The following is a 19824-nucleotide window of genomic DNA, read 5'->3' on the forward strand; positions in this document are numbered from 1 at the left end:
TTCAGGCATAAAAAAAGCCCTTTCGGGCATTCAGATTTTTTACGACATATCAGGCAACGCACTGCACCAGACCACGATAGTCAATCGGCGCAACGCCGGCATCAATACGCACTTTGGTGGTGACACCATCAGCAGTAAAGCCTTCCGTCTGGTCAATAAATGGCGTATCAACACCGTTGAGGTAAGCCACCTCAATCGTGTCCGAGCCCTTTGCGGCAGCCAGATAGAACGTGCTCTGGCTGGCGTCGTCCAGACGCGGTTCGGCAATCACCGTCGCGAAATTCTGCACGGGGTTAATGATACCGGCGTTGATGTCGGCGCCTTTAACAGACGTTGAGCGGATGACCTGGCTGGCAGTAGACTCCATGGCCGTCGGTACCAGCACAAAAGCCGGGCGGATGTTGAGATGGCGTTCGCCCTCTTTCTGGCGGCGCATCATCTGGCGGGCTTTGTCCAGAGACGCCACGTCCATTGCCGCTGCTTTCAGCACGTTGGCATGACGCGCGCTTTCAAACAACGGCACATTATCGGTGGAAAGATTCGGGTTAGTGGTCAGAATGGCGTAAACCAGATCCGCCACGGTAGCTTTTGCGGCGCGGCCCAGCTTCATGGGGACATCGGTCAGCATGCTCAGGTCATCATTGATAATGGCCTGGCGCGTGATGCTGAACAGCTCACCGTAAGTGGCCAGAGCAATCGTGGCCTGCTTGTCTGACGTCGTGACGTATTTGTATTCCGCCCCCTCGCGGACCTGACGCAGGGAGGGAAAACCGCCCAAACCCACACGGTGCGCGATTTTGAAATCGGAAAGCTGTCCCTTTTTGGTCCACTCACCGAACGTCTCAGGCGCCTCTTCCCAGCCCTGTAGAAGGGATTTGTAGGACACATCCAGCATGATATTGCCATAATCGGACGTGCTGTGCGTAAACGCCAGCCCGACGATCTGCACCGGGTTATAACTGGCCACACCGAAGCCCCGTTCGGTCAGCGACAGGCGCGCATGTTCACGAAGCGTCATGCCGTTGTAAGGGTTATCCGGCTGGAGTGGCTCATACCCGGCCCGCGCCATGATGGCCTGCCGGATGCCGTCACCGGTAAAATTCCCGTTTCCGGCATAGATGTGAGGTGCGGCTGATTTGTTAGACGGCGTGCTGTCTTTGCCCATCTGCGTCAGCAGCTTCTCGCGTGCCAGCTCAAGCGTGCACGTCGGATCCGCGATGCAGGCTGCCTGCAGGGCACTGTATTTATCACCGAACATCCCAAACAGGTCACTGAGCGCCCGTGCGCGGACACGCTGTTCTTCAATGAACTGTTCACGTAAACCCGCTTCGTTCACACCTGCCTGAGGTGGAGCAGGATCATGCGTCAGGCTGTTCTGCGGCGGCGTCAGCATATTGCGAAGGTTTTCTGGCATTTTTTCGTACTCCTCGATACGTTTTGAATCAATGCGGGCCATTGCCTGAACGACGGGCACCAGCTGGTCAGCGAAGCCCAGTGAGACGCACTGGGTTCCGTCCATCCAGGTCTCTTCTTTCAGCATCCCGGCGATAACCTCATGGGCCAGCCCTGTTTTGGCGGCATAAGCCGGGATGAGCACAGCTTCTGTTTTATCCAGTAGCTCAGCGAAATCACGCATGTCATCGGCATCACCGCCCGCGACCGCCCAGGGTTTATGGATCATCATGAAACTGTTGGCCGGCATGATGACCGGATTACCGACCATGGCGATGACGGAGGCCATCGACGCGGCCACGCCGTCGACATGAACCGTAATGGCAGCAGGGTGATATTTGAGTGCGTTAAAAATGGCGATCCCTTCAAAAATGCTGCCACCCGGCGAATTGATATGAAGGTTGATGTGTTTAATCTCGCCGAGTGCCTGGAGGTCGCTGATAAACTGTTTTGCCGACACCCCCTGAAAACCGATTTCGTCATAGATATAAATTTCTGCCTCAGTTTCGCCCCGTGCAGCCATCCGGAACCAGGATTCAGTCTTCTTCACCTGTGTCGCCTGACGCTGGCTTATCTGCTTTACTTTCTCGGTCACTGCTGACTCCTTTGTCGTTTGCCGGGTCAGTGTCAAACACCAGCCCCTCTTTCTGGTTTTCATCGACTTCCGCTTTGCGGCGACGTTTAACCTCATCAGGGTTGCGCCCGCATGCCCGTGCCCAGTCGGATTCGGTTGCCGCCCCACCCCGTATCTGAATCTTCCAGGCAGTCGCCTCTTTCACAGGGTCGATCCAGGGCATACCCGGTCCCGAGTAAATGGCGTCATACAATGTGGAAAGTTCGATATCTACGGGTGGCTTAATCACACCCGCTGCAAGCGCCTGTTTCAGCCATGCGCGATAAACCGGCCGGGTGACAGCAGCAATAAAACAGTCCTGCAGAATGAGATATCCGTCCGTAGACTCCACCAGCTCCTGCCGCTGCGCGCTGTATGTGCCGTTGTAATTGCGGGCTGTGCTCGAAAAGCTCAGACGTGTACCGGCAGCCACGGCACGCAGCTGCCCGTTCCGGAATGTTTCAAGGTTGGTGTTGGGCCGGTCTGACTTGATCATGCCAATCTCTTCACCCTGCCGGAGATCGTCATACAACATGCCCGGCTGAATAGTCAGTTCACGCTCACTGCTGCCACTCAGGCTTTCTGAATAGTCCTGCCCGTCACCTTTTTTGATGTACATCCCCAGAGCAGCGGCGATGCGCGCGGCCACCATTTCGCTTTCTTCATAATCTTTTAGTGCGCTCAGGCGGATCATCACACCGGACAGGATGGTAATGCCCCTCACCTGGTGCAGACGCCGTGCAAATTTAAGATGCAGCATGGCGTCAGAAGACACCTCTTTGGTATCAGAGAGCAAACCGCTGACGGGGAGATTTTTATAGACCTGATACTTAAGCGGCTTACCCCACTCGTTCAGCCAGACGCCCTGGATGAGCCCGGCGGCAGGATCGGAGTTCATGGTCACGAAATCTGGCTCAAGTGCTTCAAGCCAGAAAGGTACGCCGCCATCTGCCCTGAGTCCGGCACCATGGCCGCTCACCAGCTGAGCAAAAACCTCTCCGTCTCTGAGCCAGGTGCGCAGCATCAGACGCTCCAGTACTGGCCGGGAAAACTCGCCGGTGACATCAGGCCGCAGTGACCATTCACCCCATTTTTTGCGTATGGTTTTCACCAGCTCCGTGGCCACACGGCCGTCTTTCAGCAGCGGATGCGGGTCAACGATGATGCCTTTTGCGCCGATAACACGCTCTTCCAGCTTGTCCAGTATGCCAATCACCAGGTCATGATTCGCATCCAGCGCCCGGGCCTGCTGACGAAGGGAAACCGCCCCGGCCTGACTGAGCTGGTTGGCGGAGCGTGTTTCGCGTCTGGCCTTGTGGGTGCGGGTGGGAAGCGCGGCTTCGTAGGCGCGGATCTGCATGCGGGCACGCAGCCTGGCAGCCTTCCACGACGGCGAAAAAACACCGATTGCATTATCCAGGAATGACATCAGAACCTCGCTAAACGATATCCCGTCTGACCACAGTGTTTTTTAAGGTATCCGGCCAGGCGGCGCTCCCACTCCTGCCGTCCCTTTCGAATGTCTGTCAGATTCTCCATCGTCATGGACTGCCCGTTCAGCATGATGGTTTTGCCGCTCAGTACGGCAACCTCTGCCTCGGTGTAATAGCGGATCATGGCTTCCACATCGCTCTGGTTCATATCCAGCCTCCGTTTGTCATCCAGGGATTGTTGGTCATGTCGGGAGTCGGGCCTGATGAGGATTTGCGGGTACGGGCTTTCAGTGGCGGAGACGCACTTTCCAGAGTGTTGTCTGTATCACTGTCTTCAAGCCAGGTTTCCCGACGAGCCCATGAAGGTGCATCGGGCCATTTGACTTTTTCGTAGCCATGCAGAATGACCAGCGCATCGGCATAGACGAGCAGGTCAAACCCTTCATTGGCTCCCCGCCCCGGTTTACGCCACCGGCCTTCTGGCGAGCGCTCCTCATATGTGAGTTCGTCGTAAAACCAGCTCCCGATCCAGGCCGGAAAATGAATGTAATTGGGCCCCGGAGCTTCACGCCACAGCGCGTTGTTCACCCGGTCCTTGAGCGCATCGGTCTGGAGCAGATAAAGCGGAACATCCCCCGCGGCCTTTGCCCGGCGCGCTGAGCGTCCGGTATTGTCAGGCCATGTCCGGGTGATCAGCTTTTCACGCTTATGGCTGTCGCCCTTGAAAAGATAAACACGCTTTCCTTCCCCCTCCCGACGACATTTTCGCCAGAAGCGATAGGCGTTGTCGGTCACACCGTCCTCGCCTCCCGAATCCACAGCCATCGCCATAAGGGACATTCGTTTTGACGGATCGCTGGCCAGCGCCCAGGTTTTGTACAGCACGTCCGAGAGAAGCAGCTCCCAGTCCTCAGGGTAACTGCCGGGATCGAGAGGACGGCTTTCGCCAAGGTCATCGCTGCGTAACGAATGACGGATGTTGTAGCGGTCAACGACCCATCGTTCTCCCATCGAGCCGTATCCGGTTATCTGCACCACGAAACGACGATGCCGGCCGCCCTGCACATCAACGGTCGCAACAAGAAACCTCACCCCGTCTGCAACCGTTCGCTCGGGAATATCCTCTGCCCGGCTCTCCAGATGTTCTCCCTTACGTTGTTCAAGGGCGGACCGGGGAAAATAAGGCCTGCCGAAATCCGTATTGAAGACGGCTTTAAGGGTTTCTTCACTGCCTGTTGCCTGATACTCCTGTTCGGCAGTGAGATATTTATAAATCAGCTGAGTCCATGTCTGATATGCCGCCGCTGGCCCCTCCATCCAGAAAGAGGCAATCCGGGACTGGCGTGCCTTCCCGCTGAGTTGCCCCTCACGATCCATGCTCTGCCCGTCACGCAGCCAGACGCCGCGGCTATTCAGGACACGTTTCATATCGGGTTCAATCAGTTCAGAGCAGGCCGGACACTGCAGACGTGCAGCCTCACTGCCCAGTACCGGATCGGTATAGCCGCGATAGCCTGTAATACTGGCTATTTCCGGCTGGAAATATTCCCCACAATGCGGGCACGGCCAGTACCACCGTCGGCGATCCCCCCGGTTATATAACGAGAGGATCCCTGTTGCTGGCGGTGCTTCATGTGGCGTCGAAGCCTTCCATTTCGTATCGCAAATATCCCGGCCCGGGGAGCTCTCCACCAGCGTCATGCCAGCTGACATAAAGGTGGTGGTGCGTTTGGACGCCAGGGAAAAACCATCCCCCTCTCCGTCTATATCATCGGGCCAGCGGTCATAGTCAGTGAGTGCAACATATCGATAATCGGATGAGGACATGATATTGACGGATGGCCAGCCAATTTTCAGGTAGTTGCCGGCGCGAAAAGTCCGGTCATGCACATTATTATCGCTGGCGCGTGGGCTGAGACGTCTATAAAGCTCAGGGCTGCAGCGAAAAGTGCGTTCAAGGCGTTTCTTAGAATGTTCGCGCGCCTTTTCTTCAGTCATCTGTATCAGCAGGAAATCAGCCGGGTCGCAGACCACAGAATAGGTTATCCAGCCATCAATCAGACCCAGCGTTTTACCCGTCCGCGCGGGGCCGACAAAAACTACCGCGTCATAATTGCGCGACGTCAGGCAGTTCATGGGTTCAACAATATAGGGTGTCAGCGTCGCATCCCAGGGGAGTGAACTGCCGCCACCCAAAGGCACGCGCATGTAACGTTTAACCGCATCAGCTACCGGCATTCGATGCGGAGCCTTGAAGAGTTCGGATACGTCTTGACGTATCTCAGCAGCTGAGGCGTATGTCATGGCTCACTCTCTTCGATAATATCTGCACTGCGGATCTCCGCAGCCAGTGATTCCCGAATTTCATCAACAATGCTTTGTGCTTCTGAAATCTGATGCGGAGACCATCCGCGATCGCGCTCCAGCCTGTCAGGCCATGTATCCAGTACCTGTAAAACAGACTTCGCCATCATGGCCATCTCGCGATGTACTTCATTAGCAGGTACGAGCTGGCTGAGCGCAGCTTCAAGCTTTACGCGCTCATTCTCAGACTGAAACCAGTCCTTCCGGGATTTAGGATCCATGCGAGAGGGATCATGAAGTGTTTCAGGTGTGGCTGCTTCGTCAGGAGTAAAGAGAACAGGACCGATGTCTTTGAGGGCATAGACCGGGTTTCCACGAATGTTTCCGGCGGATGCAATCTGCGCGTTCATGATTTTCTTTCTGACTGTCTTGCGATCTATGCCGAACGCTTCAGCAATTTTCGCAATACTCCAGTTATAGGCATCCCCGATTCTGCTGATGTCTGACATTCCTCACCTCAACACACCAGCTCAGTTACGGATTTCCTTTTTAATATCATGTAATTAACCGCTATCCACCTGTCCCTGCTTTTGGCGAAATGGACACCTCAAAACCTGATTTAGTTCTTATATTCAATTAGTTACGACACGTGGTGGTGTCCCTATGAAAATCGCAAAACTAGCCGTTTTCTGCGGGGCCGCCGCCTCGTGGATGAGGTACCCCGCCGGGAGGACCCGCCCATTTTTTGTCCAGCACCGCTGGTGTGATCATCCGGAATGGCGCGTTCCACCCGCCGGTGCGTCAGGGAGAAATGGCAGGCCTGCATACGGGCAGAATATCCGTTTTAATCCATCACCTTCAGGAAATGCGGTAAGGGGTGATCCTCCAGGGTCGTCGGTGAAGACCTGAATCGTGCGGATCACGGCATCCCGGGAGAACTGAACTGTGACTGAATAAGTTTGGTGAAGCGTCGTACAGCCTGGCTGTCATACCCTGTCTTCCAGCACAGGAACAAAGCCGTTTCGGGTCTGGCGTCGGTGAGGTCCAGAACGGCAACGTCATGGCGTATAACGCTCAGCTGAGAGGTCGGTATAAATGTGACACCCAACCCTAAAGCAGCCAGATCAACCGCAGTATTCACATCGCGTACACGGACCACCCGGGCAGGAATGAGCTCGTACTCTGCATAAAGGTTCAGCACCGTCCCTGCCAGACCGACGCCTTCCGGATCGTCCTGGATAATCAGGGTTTCCCCGGCAAGCAACGTCATGTTTACCGACGGCCCGCGGAGCTGTGCATGATTATCCGCGACCACCAGCTTAAGGGGAGACCGTTGTATCAGGCGATGAGTGATAAAGCGATCCGCTGGCATCGGTCCACGGATCACCCCTACATCCAGCTCACCATTCTGAAGCAGGCTGAACTGTTCACTCACGCTGAACTCCCTGACCTCAAGGCGCACGTCCGGAGAGGATGAGCGGAATTCCCTGATGGCGCTCACGACAGGCGTCTCCAGTACAGATGTTCCGACATAGCCCAGCCTCAGGACCGTTGCGCCCCCGGCAGCAATATGCTTAACCGTGGTTGATAAGCGCTCCAGCTGCTGCACGGTGCGCGTGACTTCCGCCATGAGCATCATTCCTGCAGGCGTCAGGCTGACGTGCCGCTTGTTCCTCTCAAACAACCTTATCCCCCAGCTCTGCTCCAGCGACTGAATATGCTGTGTCAGGGCTGGCTGGGTGATACAGACTTCAGCGGCCGCTTTTCCGAAATGGAGCGTGCGCCCCAGCGCCAGAAATGAATTCAGTTTTCTCTTATCCATACCCACCTGATAACCAACCCTTATTAACAAAGGTTAATTCCTGATTGGGAAGTTATCAATGAAGTCATTACAGTCAGGTCTTCTTGTTAAACAGGCCGGACAGGGTCAACCGAGCGGCCAGATTTAAGGATGACATATGAGGATCATAGTCGGAGTGACGGGCGCTACGGGTGCACCGCTAGCCGTCGCGCTCCTGAAAAAACTCAGTGCGATACCTGATGTTGAAACCCATCTCATTATTTCACGATGGGGTAAGACCACGCTGGAACATGAGACGGGTCTGCACCTGAATGAAATTAAAGCGATGGCAGACGTGTATCATAATGCGGGCGATCAGGCTGCAACACTCTCTTCCGGGTCGTTCATTACCGACGGGATGATTATCATCCCCTGCAGTATGAAAACGCTGGCTGGCATTCGCAGCGGTTATGCGGAAGGTCTGATTGGCCGCGCAGCTGATGTCATCCTTAAAGAACAGCGCAAGCTTGTGCTTGTGCCGCGTGAAACGCCCCTCAATACCCTTCATCTTGAAAATATGCTCGCGCTGTCCCGGATGGGAGTCAGCATCATTCCGCCCGTTCCGGCCTGGTATAACCACCCATCCACCCTTGCCGATGTCGAACAGCACATTGCCGGGCGCGTCCTCGATCAGTTCGGCATCAATATGCCCGACGCGACGCGCTGGCAGGGCCTCAGCCGATGAGCGCCTGGCATATTCACAGTCCCTTACAACATGCACTTCCCTAATAGCTTTCAGGAGTCATTATGTCAGATATTAAGCAAAGCCAGCCGGCTAACCAGACCTGGGATTTACGATCTGCCCTGAAGATCCTCAGCCAATACGAGAATGAATATGTCGAAACCAGCGAGCCGGTTGACCCTGCTGCTGAGCTGTCAGGCGTTTATCGCTATGTCGGAGCCGCTGGTACCGTGATGCGCCCGACCCGGACGGGGCCGGCGATGGTGTTTAACAGGATTAAAGGCTATGACAACTTCCGGGTTTTGATCGGATTACTGGCGTCCCGTCAGCGTGTTGCTCGCCTTTTCGGCGTACCGAAGGAAGAACTGGCGCAGCTCCTGCGTAAATCCGTCCATTCAGCGATAGCGCCCGTGGTGATCCCGGCAGAACAGGCCGTGTGCCAGGAGGTCGTTCATCTCGCTTCGGATGATGGTTTTGATATCCGCACGTTGCTGCCGGCCCCCACCAACACCCCTGAAGATGCAGGTCCCTATTTTACGATGGGTATGTGTTACGCGGCTGACCCGGAAACAGGCGAACATGATGTCACCATCCATCGTTTGTGCGTGCAGGGACGTGATGAGATTTCAATGTATTTCGTGCCGGGTCGCCATCTCGATCAGTTCCGGATGAAAGCGGAGCAGGACGGACAGGCACTGCCCATCACCATCAGCATTGGCGTCGATCCGGCCATCGAAATTGGTGCCTGCTTTGAGCCACCCACTACCCCTCTGGGCTTTGACGAGCTTGCAATTGCAGGCGGCCTTAGGGGGCGCGCCGTTGAGCTTGTCCAGGGCGTATCGGTGAACGCAAGGGCAATAGCCAATGCTGAAATTGTCATTGAAGGCGAGCTGATACCGGATTACCGGGTGCAGGAGGACCAGCATACGCACAGCGGTAAAGCGATGCCGGAATTCCCGGGATATACCGGAGAGGCTCAGGCCGCGGTACCGGTCATCAAGGTTAAGGCCGTAACGCACCGTAAAAATCCTATTCTTCAGACCTGCATCGGGCCGAGCGACGAACATACGAATCTTGCCGGCATTCCGACTGAAGCCAGCATTCTGGATATGGTCGAAAGAGCGCTGCCGGGGCTGGTTAAAAATGTGCATTGCCCGTCACCAGGCACCGGTAAGTACATGGCCGTCATGCAGATTAACAAGCGTGGCCTCCAGGATGAAGGGCGCCAGCGACAGGCAGCCCTGCTGGCATTCTCCGCTTTCTCAGAGCTAAAACACGTTTTTCTTGTTGATGAAGACGTCGATATTTTTGATTTGAGCGATGTCATATGGGCGATGACGACGCGTTATCAGGGCGATGTGGATACCATTTTTATACCGGGCGTCCGCTGTCATCCGCTTGACCCTTCCCAGGATCCGGCATTCAGCCCTTCCATCCGCGCACCGGGCATTACGTGCAAGACTATCTATGACTGTACGGTTCCCTATGCGCTCAAGTCTGACTTTCAGCGATCACAGTTTATGGAAGTAGATGTCAGCCGGTTTCTGCCGGGATTTGCTACCGGACAGCCATAACATGGCCCCGCAGTGAAGGACTCTGATAACAGCATCTGAGCCTAAAATCTTTATTTTCAGGTAAGAATTGAGATTACGCTCCCCTGCCCATCAGGCCGCTCAAAGTGTACGAAGGAGAGCTGAGCGACCTTAATGATGATTTGAACCTGGTGTCCAGAACGGGAGGGTAGCAAGCCTGTGGGCTAAGCTACCCTGCCTGACAATTGAAGTGAAAATCCCGGGCTATCCATTCTCGCGCTGCTGAAGTTTGTTTTGCTCATAACGCTTCACCCGCTCTTCATTCTCTTTTATTTTCTCCTTAAACCACATACCGGCACACCCCGGCTGGCTTGGAATAAGACAGTAAATCTGTTCAGCCTTCTCTGGCTCATGTTCTCCCCAGAATAATGCTGACTTCTCTCCTGACGAGATTGAGTTGTTTTTGTCCTCGCCATAAACGCTGTTTGATGAGAACAAAGAGTCGATATTCCCGGGGGCATAGGGTATGCCTGGTGAAGCCCATACCGCCGAACATTGAAGCATGATAAGAAACGGGGTACAGGCAGGATTTTTTATTAGTCGCATGTCAGAAAGTCCTCTTAAATGACTCAAATAACTTCGACTTCCTAATAAAACGCCAGGTTCCTGAGACACCTGAGAAAATCACAAGCATTTACCGCCTGTTATACCTTCGGCTGATTCTTTCTGGCTGTGTCCCCTGCACACCACGTCATGCGTTGACATGGCGGGCCCTGAATTCCCAGCGCCTTTGATTCAAGCCCTGCCCGGTTTTCTTCAGCTTTACGGATAGCGGCCTTATCCAGGTTGCAGTTCTCAATTACCGTCAGAAGCTTTTCGTTTAGCTCCAGGCTGTCACCGTAAGTCATGTGCACTGGGATATCCGGGACGTCACAGTCCACCAGCCATTCCGGTGGTAACGGGATCACGGGAGCGGGCACGAATTCTGTCTCTGTGCGCGCGCAGCTGGTCAGCAGCACCGTCAGGCACAGGATGGTGAGCACAGTCGTCTTCATGCATCTCCTTCCTGATGCGGGCAATGCGCCTCTCGCTTTCAGCATCATTGCTGCGCCTGTCTTCATGGGTGATCCGGGCTATATCCTGAAACAGCATGACTGCTGCCAGTGTGTTTGTGAGGACAGACTGAGATTTCAGTTGTTCATTTCGGGCGTTACGCTCAGCCTTTTGAGCCTGGAGCATTTCATTATGGAAATGATAAGTAGTCCCACAGAGCATAAGAATAAAAATAAAGAGCAATATGAACAGGCATTTATTCACTTTACCACCAGCGGATAGCCCATATAAAAATAGCAATCGCAATAAGCCGGATAGCGAAAGCAGCCGCTTCAGTCAATTCAGGGTTATCTGGCGCTTCAAGTTCGAGACCATTTTTCATAGTTAACCTCAACAGTATTCGTTTATAGTTCACCTATGTTCCTCGTTAGTTGTGTAACGCTGGAAAGCAGAAGCCCCGGAGTGCGGTCAACACCCCGGGGCTTCGATATATTTAGCTTTGTTTGAGAAATTTACTTCATAGAGACCCCACCCACTATCAGCCCCCCTCTATTCTTTCTTTACCAACGAACAGCATTAACCAGGCTTGATAGCCCTTCAGAATGAAACCGAACCACATCAATGAAAACCGCAGATTACTCATCTGCCAGTTCCTCCGCTCTTTTAAGTACGGCGGCATCGTATGGCTGACATCCGTTTTCGTGAACGATAATGGCCCGGATGAGTTTCAACCTCGTATTGCCGTCCATGAGATCAATATGCTGATGGGCCGGGATACCGGTTACCGTGGACACACTATCAATGTAAGCCTGCGTGTCATTTTCTTCGGGCGGTGCCCAGCGGTGAATTATACCGGAGATCGTGTTGAGAGCATGCTGCGTCTGATAGTGGGTAAGGATGATCATCATGGCCCTTATGCCATATTCAGGGCTGACGAACTGGCAGAAGTCTTTGTCTGTGCGCTGAGATTCAGGAACGAGACCCCGCCACTGATCACACCATCGGATATTGCCAGGATTATTGTTGCGTATGCCCCGAGCATTACTGACTGTCATCTTTCACACCAATACGATTACCGATAAAGCGCAGGACAAAGGCACGAAGAGAATCTACTCCGATAAACCCGACCGCTCCGCCGATTGCTATGGTTGCCGTGCGTGGCCAGTCAAGATATCCCAGCCCGGAAGCAACGGTTAGTGTCAGTGCACCGCAAAGCAGACCTTCCAGAATCATTCTTCTCCAGCCTCCCCCCGTATAGGCTATTCGCAATACAGCCATAAACATGGCCAGCAGAATAGCCCCCACAGGCGTTTCACCCCGCCACCAGCACTGGATTAGTTCGGACAAGCCTGGCAAGTTATGCGGTTGGGTTTGCATTTCATTCTCCAGACGTCTGACTGACATCAAAAAAAGAAAAGCCTGCTTACGCAGGCTAATATGGTACATCATATTGAATTAAATCATCTTTGGTGCAGCCATCGGTCAGTTCACGTTAAATCAATCTGACCGGAAACTTTTAAGGATCAGTATGCGGCTCTTTCACGGCACATCTTTCAGTGCATCCCAGGGCATTGTCAGTAAGGGAAAAATTCTTCACATAATTGAGCGCACCTATGACGAATCTTCGCTCCTGCCTACCACAGATGGGTTTGTCTATTTGACTGACAATATTGGATACGCAATTTATGTGGCGAACAAAGAGGCCATATTTCGTAAGGAACAATTCCTGTCAGTGTTTCAGGCAGAGGTGAACGAGAATGAACTCTTGCCGGATTTTGATGAACTCGAATATGTTTACAGAGTCGCTCGAAAGGACGCAGCGCATTTCACCTACGCTGACTCTTTGAATAAAGCGCAGTCATGCTGCATCGCAAGAAGTCTGAATCTTTCTGGAGACATCAGCAAACAGCTGGTGCTGCCTTCTAGCATTAATCTCAGTGATCCGTTACGCCCTCTGACCCGAGAATTGATCATGCTCAGAAAGCACGGGGATCATCTTAGGGCTGTTGAGATGCTTCAGGGGCTTGTCTGGAACAGCTTCGGGGTCCCTGGCAAATAGTGAGTTCCGTGGATTGAAGCCGGCTATATTCAGGGATAAATGCTGGGGTATAAGCACTAACCCAATGAACCGACTTTGACAGAATACGCGGTGTTTTACGTACGTAAAGTCGTTTCACATTGATTTGGGCGCGGTGTGTATTGCACATGCCGGTCCATTTCCAGTGAAACATTAAGCATCACGAGCATGCCTTCAATCATTCCCTCTGCCTTTTGCAGTTTCTTACCTATATGGCCATCTGAGCACTGGTGCTTTCGCGCCAGACTCATGAAGGTATGCCCAAGAACGTAGTAGTCCACCAGCAGGTCGTGAAGGTCTTCATTCCTGGTCCGCAATTTTGCGACACAACGACTGATGATAAGCGCATCCTCATCACAGCACTGGGGGAGTGAGGAGCCTCTTTTTGGGAGAAGATTTTTAAAGCCAGCCGCGACTGGATACCAGACCAGTTTCTCTGGATTATTCTTCGCCCAGCCTCCCCAGCGTTCCAGTATTTGTTGAACATCCCGCATCAGGTAAACTCCAGCACAGAGCCATCAAGAAGATATCAGCATGATGGTACGCCATCTTTCTGCGACTTTCATAGCCTTCTCACACGTCAGGGAGTTGACCCTGAAAAAGCGGTGACCTCTTCAAAAAACATTTCAGTAAACCTCAGCTCAATTGAATTACAGCCACTCTGGCTTGACCTCAACAAGACTTAACGCTGAATTGATTTTCTTAATCCTTTTTTTACCTGGGGTCACGGATAAGCAATAAAAGGTAACCATCTCGCATGCCAGTGCCAGCATTAAAAAAAACAAAAAAGCAGAGGAGTGCTCATACTTCAAATTGACCAACATACTTGCATATATAAAGAATACAAATAACACTGCACATGCCAATGCCAGCAAACGTTCAAACCAAAATGAAAAGCCAAATACCCTGGCGGGAACAACGCTAAAGTTCCCGTTTTGAATCACCAGAGAGCCCTGAACCTTGAGAAGGTCATTGAAAAGAGACTTGTCGTCCAGCTTTCCATAGATATAGGAAAGAAACGCCCTGTTTATAGCTATTTTAGACTTAAGTACGTTTTGCAGAACCTCATTAGCTATTCTGCTTGAAATGAGGGACTTGTCATCATCAGACAGATATCTACCAAATTTTTCCAGATATCGGATGTTTGCAAGAATATTTTTGTCCTTTACCTTGCTGTAATTTCTGAAAAACCGCTTTAAAGCAGTGATAGCCGTAGCACAAACTGCAAGAATGATTCCGCCAGTCTTCGATACAGGCTCAAAATGTTCAACAATAAACGAAAAGAATTCTGATACATGCATTAAATCATTTCCAATGAATGATGGTAAAAAGTAAATCAGGTTGAGAATGTATGAACACTAATAAAACTGCCCATTTAGCACAACATCTTTGTACATATAGATTTCTGTCTGTACTGATTACGCCATGAATAAAACTGATTGATTTGTGGTTATGTAATCAGTGGCTGTTTAAGTGAGCAAGATCCCAGGCAGGCCACATGTTAAGGATGCAGCTTCGTTCACGCGGCAGCAGTATCGCCAGATGACATCTATGTATATTTACTTCAATCGCTCATCAGGCGTGCGCCATTTCAGAAGACGCTGAAGCGCCGTTTCACCCTGCATAAACTCTCTGGCCGCCTTGAGGCGTTCTCTGAGCTTTTCCTGCAGAACGGGGTCACAGTTTTCTATGTCTTTCTCAGCGTCCATGAAGAATTGCCCGACGCGCATATCTTCGGCCCACCGGGTCATGATGCCCTGCAGTTCATTGACGCTGTCTTTATAAGCCTCTTCCTTCCGCCGGATGACTTCACGCTTCTCATACTCAATTATCTGCAGTTCGATACGCTTACGCTGTGCCTCTGCGCGTTCTTTCTGTGCCTGGATTTCTTTCCTCATGATGGGCACGGCTGACTGCGCCGCTTTTATCATTTTGGGTATCTGACTTATCAGGCCACAGTTTTTGGTTTGTGTGAAAACCTGATGCCAGCCTTCAGGCTCATACGGCGAGTAAAGCTGAATCCGGAATCGCCCACAGGGGATATGCCGCCGGCTGTAGTAACCCAGGTCGGCTGAGTTTTTACCACGGGACCAGCTAATCATCTTTTCATCCCGCACATAACGACCCTTTACCTGTTTAGTCGGTACCTCTTCAGTCATCTCCACCAGCGAGAAACCCACATTTAAGCCTTCTATGCAGATGACGCTCACATTGGATGGCCTCCACAGTGATGTGAACATGAAAACCCGGCCACCATCCTCACTGACAGTGATATCTTTTCGGTGCAGACCCTCACTCATATCAGCCAGCCTGATGCGCAAACCATCCTTCTCAGCTGCTGCAAACAGCTTAAGCAGGAAAGTCTCAGCATCAGTCAGCCCCGTGTCGGTAACATTCACGTCGAGCAGTTTTCGCTTTGATGGCTTGTAATAGCCCAGCTCAGTAATTTGAGATTTGACCAAAATCTCTTTGGTAGCGGAAAACAACTGCGCCCCCTGGATGGAGCGATTAGGTGATTTTTGCCTGCCCTTCGGAACTGACTTTGGAACGGAGGGTAATAGTTGCTCGCCTTCTGGTTCAGTTGCTTGCTGTACATCAGGCTGATTAGGGGGGTTGATACTTTCCTTATCTTTGTATGGAAGTAATGAAGGAACAGGCGGTGCAATACCTTTAGCAACCGCACGCCAGTAACCGTCCAAAGGCCGGGGAACTTGGAGTTCAACGCATCTGGCAATTAGCGTTTGCTCGCTAATTTTAAAAGTCATGACTATTTCACCAGCTGGTTTAGACCAAACCAACTCATACAAAGATTGTCTGTTGCTTGGAAGCTGCATGCCATGTTCCTCCTGATCCTTATGGGTGGTTCAAATTAGCAAATTCTCGACTTAACGTTAGCCTTTAAGCATCGGACTATGACAACGTTAGGCTGTGGGCTGTGGGCTGTGGTTTGTGGGCTGAGGGTGCTTAAGCGATGCAGATAACTTTGTAAGGCGACAAGTCTTTCGCAAGTTTTGGTGAAACTTTAAACAATAAATTTTATCGTAATGGGCACGTTTTGAACTTGATTAAATCACTCCCCACAACTTAAGTTAATGGTGCATGCACAGACAAAATGATGTGAATTAGAGCTTAATAATTTAGTTATTAAATGACAGAACTTTAAGGGATAAGATCTGTCCAATCTGTACAGAAAAAGCGCTTCGTACATAAGCTCATCTGTGCTAGACTTCGCCGCCCCTTGGGGCAGTACCTGTAAGCGGTTATGAACCCGTTTATGTGGGAAGGTTAAGGAGGCTCATATGCAAGATTTAGTGATGAAAATGTTTGGCTTAAACGGTTATGTGAGAGGCGGTAAAGCTATGGCTGACCGTTTGGAAAAATCAGGAGTCAAAGACATCGCCGTTGTAGGCCGCGGGTCGGTAATTGTGCGTAATGAGAATGGTGAAAAGATGTCTCACTATCGCGAGGCCGCTAAGCGGTTTGTTGAGAAGGACGCTCCGGCTGTCGCCGCCGGGAGCAGGGAAAATGACGACGACTAATGTTTGCGCTTCTCATAATTCCATTGCTCGCAAGCGGGCAAATAATAATTTCCTCACCTTACAGAATTAAAACCTACTTTCGTTTACATAGATATGATGGCCAACTTCTTTATATGAAGGTGGCCACATATGGCATATGGTGCCTAATCATTTCTATCTGTGCTGCATACCTTATGAAATGGTCAATCCCAGGCTTCACGTTAGCCACTTGGTTGACAACATTGATCGACCTCAGTAACGATCCTAAAGAAAATAGGTTGGCCTCATGGCTGATTCTTTTGTCTCTGAGTATGGTATTGGTTGCCGTGGCATGGACTCAAGCATCTAGGTTCGGCATATACTTAGCGGCTAACATTCTGAGCGGCTTTAAAAATGACAATGGTCAAATTGCTTTCTTTAAACAGGTAATAAAGCTGTCAGCTCTGAGAGAACTACTCTCAGATGGTTCACTTGGACAGTTGTTTTTCGATTCCGCAACCAAGGACAAGCCGGTGCTAATCAGCCTAAAAAGTCGTAAAGTTTATGTCGGCACGGTAAATATGATTAGCGAACCAAACGAGAAACAAGGCCCTAATCTTGAAGTTTCAATCAATCCGATAATGTCTGGGTATAGAGAAAAAGATAATTTAAGAGTTCTTTTTTCTAATGATTACAGCCAGTTGAATGATGTTGATACAAGTGTAATCTTTCCAATGAGTGAAGTGGCTCAAGCCTCATGGTTTGATATGGATACCCATGAAAAGGTTGATAACAATCGAGAACAAAAACCGATTTCTACACGAAAAAGTAAACGGTTAAATCGACGATGAAGTTAAACCCGAGAATGCCGGGCTGACCTGCCCCATTTAAAGGTTTGCTCGCTAATCTTAAAGTTAGTGACTATTTCATGAGCAGGCTTTGGCCAAACCAATTCATACAAAGATTGTCTGTTTTCCGGAAGCTGCATAGCATGCTACTCCTCATCCTCATGGGTTAACATAACCCAAATTAACACTTACCTTTCCTTATCGATGCTATGTGATTAATACCCTTGCTATTGGCTGTCAGGCAACAAACACAGCTCAATTCTTCGAACAAAAGCACTCATTAGCACCTGTTTACCAGTGCCTGTCAGAGCAGTTTATGGGATGATGAGGGGATGAATATGGGGGAAATTGCGTGAACATAATACCAATCCGTCGCGAGTCCGAATGGACTGCTTTGGAATTCTTTGCTGGTATAGGTCTGGCCAGAGCCGGTATGGAACAGGCAGGGATCAAAACTGTTTGGGCAAATGATTATGATGTAAACAAAAAGGCAATGTATGAAGGCCACTGGCAGTCTGGAGATTTCCTGCTCGCTGACATTCATGCTTTAAAAAGCGAAGAATTACCTGCCGCTAATGTTGCCTGGGCATCTTCCCCCTGCACAGATTTGAGCCTGGCGGGTAAACGCGTTGGCTTACGTGGTGGCCGTGAGTCATCGGCATTTTTCGGTTTTACAGATTTAATCGCAGGAATGCATGAGCGCCAACCTGAGGTGATCGTGCTGGAGAACGTTATCGGACTTGCCTCTTCTCACGAAAGAGAAGACTTAAGGGCCGCGGTAAAAGAATTTAACGCCCTTGGCTATTTCGTCGATGCGATCACGCTGGATGCTCGCCGGTTTGTCCCTCAGTCACGTCCCCGGCTCTTCATCATCGGGGTCAAAAACCCTGTAAATGGCGGTGAACAGGATACGTGCTTAAGACCTGACTGGCTTTCATGGCTTCACAAAGATCCAGAACTGAATACTTTCATGATGCCGTTGCCGAAAGCCCCTGATCTGCTCAGTCATGGTTTCACTGACGAAATTGAAACCATTCCGGACAATGATGCCCGCTGGTGGAGCGCTGAGAAGGTCGCTCTCTTTCGGGAATCGATGGCAACTGTACAACGTGAGCGTCTGGAGCAGTTTGTCAGCATGACCGGCATTACAGCTCGTACTGCATATCGCCGTACGCGTAATGGCATCCCGGTATGGGAAATGAGGGCCGAGGATATTTCCGGTTGCCTCCGTACCCCTCGTGGCGGCTCTTCTAAACAGGCTGTCGTTATGATGGGTAATGGATTACTAAAAATTCGCTGGATGACTGGGCTTGAATACGCTCGTCTTATGGGTGCCGGCTGGTACACGCTTGATAATTTGCGTGATTCCAATATCCAGTACGGCTTCGGGGATGCTGTTGTAGTACCCGCGGTAGGCTGGGTAGCAAAAAATATGATAATCCCTCATCTTGAAGCATCAGCTAAATCACATGGAAAAATAGTGAATGAACAAACTTAGCCCTACTGAGGCATATCTGGAAGCCGCACGAAATTGGTACGAAAATCAGCGCGCTCAAAATGGTTCTATGAATACCAATGTCATGAATGCCGGATTGATCGTCTCTCGCATGATGGCTGATGGTATGCCTATCACGGATGACAGACTTTATAGTGACGGTAAAAGCCAGGTTCGTGGATTGAGTGGACCTGCTATCGCGAAGATTCTCGAGCAACATGGTGAGACGCGGATTTTCACTCGGGAAGGCGGCCGCACCTCAAGAGGAACCGTCTTTCTTGCTGCAGCTATCAGGGACGTGCTAAACGACACCCAAGTTTCAGCAAGTGAGCCCGTTAATGTAATTGATGCTTCATCCCAGCTTGAAGCATTTTTTACCAAGTGTGTTCGGCTGGATTACTTCGATAAGCAGAGAATCACTGTCGATATCGATCACACGAAACCCCTCTCTTCTGTCGTCAGCGATATACTCAAAGCAGCTGCAGAGCGCTCTGATAAGCCTACGGGTGCCGTGCTTCAACATCTCGTGGGAGCTAAACTGCAGTTACGTTTTCCGGAAGAAAAGATCGGTTTAGACAGGGCTAACGCTGCTGATATGCACACTGACCGAGAAGGTGATTTTCAGGTAGGCACAACGGCATTTCATGTCACTACAGCCCCGATGGAAAAGCTGATTTCTCGTTGTGTGGAAAACAAACGTGCTGGATACAGGCCTGTAATTTTAACACTTGAAAGTAAAGTTCAGGCTGCACGACAAATGGCCGATAACGTAAGTATGTCCGAACAGATATCGGTGCAATCCGCAGAAATTTTCATAGGTACCAATATTGAAGAAATTGCAACCTATGATGGCGATCGCATTCGTGAAGGTCTTGCTAGGCTGATACGTACTTATAACACCCGCATTGAAAAAATTGAAATCGACAAATCTTTAAAGATAGATGAGCCTCGTTGGATTTTTAACTTATTATCCGAGGTATAAAATCACTACCTATATA

General features: G+C 50.9%; 21 protein-coding genes. 7 read left to right on the forward strand and 14 right to left on the reverse strand.

Annotated elements, in window-relative coordinates; translation table 11 throughout:
- Window positions 1–49 precede the first annotated feature (49 nt).
- The 6 genes from CRO33_RS15110 to CRO33_RS15135 form a co-directional block, all read right to left on the reverse strand.
- A complete protein-coding gene (locus CRO33_RS15110) occupies window positions 50–1975 on the reverse strand; it encodes a ClpP-like prohead protease/major capsid protein fusion protein (RefSeq protein WP_255253280.1) in 1926 nt (641 codons plus the stop codon).
- Window positions 1976–1988: 13 nt separating this feature from the next.
- On the reverse strand, window positions 1989–3494 hold the full coding sequence (locus CRO33_RS15115; RefSeq protein ID WP_097118645.1) for a phage portal protein: 1506 nt from the start codon (window positions 3492–3494) through the stop codon (window positions 1989–1991).
- Entirely contained in the window at window positions 3494–3706 is a 213-nt protein-coding gene (locus CRO33_RS15120) for a hypothetical protein (RefSeq protein WP_097118646.1), read from the reverse strand. The genes CRO33_RS15115 and CRO33_RS15120 overlap by 1 nt, the downstream gene beginning before the upstream one ends.
- A complete protein-coding gene (locus CRO33_RS15125; protein ID WP_097118647.1) occupies window positions 3703–5802 on the reverse strand; it encodes a phage terminase large subunit family protein in 2100 nt (699 codons plus the stop codon). Before CRO33_RS15125 ends, CRO33_RS15120 begins: the two co-directional genes overlap by 4 nt.
- A complete protein-coding gene (locus CRO33_RS15130) occupies window positions 5799–6311 on the reverse strand; it encodes a DUF1441 family protein (RefSeq protein WP_097118648.1) in 513 nt (170 codons plus the stop codon). The genes CRO33_RS15125 and CRO33_RS15130 overlap by 4 nt, the downstream gene beginning before the upstream one ends.
- A 410-nt stretch (window positions 6312–6721) precedes the next feature.
- Window positions 6722–7624, reverse strand: a complete 903-nt coding sequence (locus CRO33_RS15135; protein ID WP_141399020.1) for a LysR family transcriptional regulator — start codon at window positions 7622–7624, stop codon at window positions 6722–6724.
- Window positions 7625–7760: 136 nt separating this feature from the next.
- Between CRO33_RS15135 and CRO33_RS15140 the strand changes: the two genes are divergently transcribed.
- Together CRO33_RS15140 and CRO33_RS15145 are read left to right on the forward strand one after the other, a co-directional pair.
- Entirely contained in the window at window positions 7761–8327 is a 567-nt protein-coding gene (locus tag CRO33_RS15140) for a UbiX family flavin prenyltransferase (RefSeq protein WP_097118650.1), read from the forward strand.
- 62 nt (window positions 8328–8389) lie between these two features.
- Window positions 8390–9898, forward strand: a complete 1509-nt coding sequence (locus CRO33_RS15145) for a UbiD family decarboxylase (RefSeq protein WP_097118651.1) — start codon at window positions 8390–8392, stop codon at window positions 9896–9898.
- 222 nt (window positions 9899–10120) lie between these two features.
- On the opposite strand, the gene CRO33_RS15150 is transcribed toward CRO33_RS15145, so the two are convergent.
- The 5 genes from CRO33_RS15150 to CRO33_RS15175 all read right to left on the reverse strand — a co-directional run bounded on the left by CRO33_RS15150 (window position 10121) and on the right by CRO33_RS15175 (window position 12286).
- Window positions 10121–10462 carry a hypothetical protein gene (locus tag CRO33_RS15150; RefSeq protein ID WP_097118652.1) on the reverse strand — a complete coding sequence of 114 codons (342 nt, stop codon included), beginning with the start codon at window positions 10460–10462 and terminating at the stop codon, window positions 10121–10123.
- 98 nt (window positions 10463–10560) lie between these two features.
- A complete protein-coding gene (gene lysC / locus CRO33_RS15155; RefSeq protein ID WP_176505777.1) occupies window positions 10561–10911 on the reverse strand; it encodes an Rz1-like lysis system protein LysC in 351 nt (116 codons plus the stop codon).
- Window positions 10912–11174: 263 nt separating this feature from the next.
- Entirely contained in the window at window positions 11175–11291 is a 117-nt protein-coding gene (locus CRO33_RS24825; RefSeq protein WP_097118702.1) for a hypothetical protein, read from the reverse strand.
- A gap of 253 nt (window positions 11292–11544) precedes the next feature.
- The gene (locus tag CRO33_RS15170; protein ID WP_097118654.1) at window positions 11545–11964 is read right to left on the reverse strand and encodes a structural protein; all 420 of its coding nucleotides are present in this window, start codon (window positions 11962–11964) and stop codon (window positions 11545–11547) included.
- Window positions 11951–12286 carry a phage holin, lambda family gene (locus tag CRO33_RS15175; protein ID WP_097118703.1) on the reverse strand — a complete coding sequence of 112 codons (336 nt, stop codon included), beginning with the start codon at window positions 12284–12286 and terminating at the stop codon, window positions 11951–11953. The genes CRO33_RS15170 and CRO33_RS15175 overlap by 14 nt, the downstream gene beginning before the upstream one ends.
- A gap of 151 nt (window positions 12287–12437) precedes the next feature.
- On the opposite strand from CRO33_RS15175, the gene CRO33_RS15180 reads away from it, so the two are divergent.
- Window positions 12438–12968: a hypothetical protein gene (locus CRO33_RS15180; protein ID WP_097118655.1), complete on the forward strand. Its 531-nt coding sequence runs from the start codon at window positions 12438–12440 to the stop codon at window positions 12966–12968.
- A gap of 95 nt (window positions 12969–13063) precedes the next feature.
- Here CRO33_RS15180 and CRO33_RS15185 read toward each other — a convergent pair whose 3' ends face one another.
- The 3 genes from CRO33_RS15185 to CRO33_RS15195 form a co-directional block, all read right to left on the reverse strand.
- The gene (locus CRO33_RS15185; protein ID WP_097118656.1) at window positions 13064–13480 is read right to left on the reverse strand and encodes an antiterminator Q family protein; all 417 of its coding nucleotides are present in this window, start codon (window positions 13478–13480) and stop codon (window positions 13064–13066) included.
- Between the two features lie 156 nt (window positions 13481–13636).
- On the reverse strand, window positions 13637–14287 hold the full coding sequence (locus CRO33_RS15190) for a hypothetical protein (RefSeq protein ID WP_097118657.1): 651 nt from the start codon (window positions 14285–14287) through the stop codon (window positions 13637–13639).
- Between the two features lie 258 nt (window positions 14288–14545).
- On the reverse strand, window positions 14546–15820 hold the full coding sequence (locus CRO33_RS15195; protein ID WP_097118658.1) for a hypothetical protein: 1275 nt from the start codon (window positions 15818–15820) through the stop codon (window positions 14546–14548).
- Between the two features lie 465 nt (window positions 15821–16285).
- Here CRO33_RS15195 and CRO33_RS15200 point away from each other — a divergent pair, with 465 nt between their 5' ends.
- The 4 genes from CRO33_RS15200 to CRO33_RS15215 all read left to right on the forward strand — a co-directional run bounded on the left by CRO33_RS15200 (window position 16286) and on the right by CRO33_RS15215 (window position 19808).
- Window positions 16286–16525 carry a hypothetical protein gene (locus CRO33_RS15200; protein WP_097118659.1) on the forward strand — a complete coding sequence of 80 codons (240 nt, stop codon included), beginning with the start codon at window positions 16286–16288 and terminating at the stop codon, window positions 16523–16525.
- 173 nt (window positions 16526–16698) lie between these two features.
- Window positions 16699–17334, forward strand: a complete 636-nt coding sequence (locus tag CRO33_RS15205) for a hypothetical protein (protein WP_255253276.1) — start codon at window positions 16699–16701, stop codon at window positions 17332–17334.
- A gap of 349 nt (window positions 17335–17683) precedes the next feature.
- Window positions 17684–18829, forward strand: coding sequence for a DNA cytosine methyltransferase (locus tag CRO33_RS15210; RefSeq protein ID WP_097118661.1), 1146 nt, complete (start codon window positions 17684–17686; stop codon window positions 18827–18829).
- Window positions 18816–19808 carry a DUF4928 family protein gene (locus CRO33_RS15215; protein WP_097118662.1) on the forward strand — a complete coding sequence of 331 codons (993 nt, stop codon included), beginning with the start codon at window positions 18816–18818 and terminating at the stop codon, window positions 19806–19808. Before CRO33_RS15210 ends, CRO33_RS15215 begins: the two co-directional genes overlap by 14 nt.
- Window positions 19809–19824 lie beyond the last annotated feature (16 nt).

Source organism: Pantoea sp. GL120224-02, from assembly GCF_900215395.1.
GTDB lineage: Bacteria > Pseudomonadota > Gammaproteobacteria > Enterobacterales > Enterobacteriaceae > Pantoea > Pantoea communis.

Coding starts and splice junctions, on each gene's coding strand:
- CRO33_RS15185 (WP_097118656.1), bottom strand. CDS start 13,480: ATGCGGGATGTTCAACAAATACTGGAACGCTGGGGAGGCTGGGCGAAG.
- CRO33_RS15150 (WP_097118652.1), bottom strand. CDS start 10,462: ATGCGACTAATAAAAAATCCTGCCTGTACCCCGTTTCTTATCATGCTT.
- CRO33_RS15190 (WP_097118657.1), bottom strand. CDS start 14,287: ATGCATGTATCAGAATTCTTTTCGTTTATTGTTGAACATTTTGAGCCT.
- CRO33_RS15110 (WP_255253280.1), bottom strand. CDS start 1,975: ATGGCTGCACGGGGCGAAACTGAGGCAGAAATTTATATCTATGACGAA.
- CRO33_RS15130 (WP_097118648.1), bottom strand. CDS start 6,311: ATGTCAGACATCAGCAGAATCGGGGATGCCTATAACTGGAGTATTGCG.
- CRO33_RS15205 (WP_255253276.1), top strand. CDS start 16,699: ATGAAATGGTCAATCCCAGGCTTCACGTTAGCCACTTGGTTGACAACA.
- CRO33_RS15215 (WP_097118662.1), top strand. CDS start 18,816: ATGAACAAACTTAGCCCTACTGAGGCATATCTGGAAGCCGCACGAAAT.
- CRO33_RS15170 (WP_097118654.1), bottom strand. CDS start 11,964: ATGACAGTCAGTAATGCTCGGGGCATACGCAACAATAATCCTGGCAAT.
- CRO33_RS15175 (WP_097118703.1), bottom strand. CDS start 12,286: ATGCAAACCCAACCGCATAACTTGCCAGGCTTGTCCGAACTAATCCAG.
- CRO33_RS15115 (WP_097118645.1), bottom strand. CDS start 3,494: ATGTCATTCCTGGATAATGCAATCGGTGTTTTTTCGCCGTCGTGGAAG.
- CRO33_RS15135 (WP_141399020.1), bottom strand. CDS start 7,624: ATGGATAAGAGAAAACTGAATTCATTTCTGGCGCTGGGGCGCACGCTC.
- CRO33_RS15195 (WP_097118658.1), bottom strand. CDS start 15,820: ATGCAGCTTCCAAGCAACAGACAATCTTTGTATGAGTTGGTTTGGTCT.
- CRO33_RS15145 (WP_097118651.1), top strand. CDS start 8,390: ATGTCAGATATTAAGCAAAGCCAGCCGGCTAACCAGACCTGGGATTTA.
- CRO33_RS15200 (WP_097118659.1), top strand. CDS start 16,286: ATGCAAGATTTAGTGATGAAAATGTTTGGCTTAAACGGTTATGTGAGA.
- CRO33_RS15140 (WP_097118650.1), top strand. CDS start 7,761: ATGAGGATCATAGTCGGAGTGACGGGCGCTACGGGTGCACCGCTAGCC.
- lysC (WP_176505777.1), bottom strand. CDS start 10,911: ATGAAGACGACTGTGCTCACCATCCTGTGCCTGACGGTGCTGCTGACC.
- CRO33_RS24825 (WP_097118702.1), bottom strand. CDS start 11,291: ATGAAAAATGGTCTCGAACTTGAAGCGCCAGATAACCCTGAATTGACT.
- CRO33_RS15180 (WP_097118655.1), top strand. CDS start 12,438: ATGCGGCTCTTTCACGGCACATCTTTCAGTGCATCCCAGGGCATTGTC.
- CRO33_RS15125 (WP_097118647.1), bottom strand. CDS start 5,802: ATGACATACGCCTCAGCTGCTGAGATACGTCAAGACGTATCCGAACTC.
- CRO33_RS15120 (WP_097118646.1), bottom strand. CDS start 3,706: ATGAACCAGAGCGATGTGGAAGCCATGATCCGCTATTACACCGAGGCA.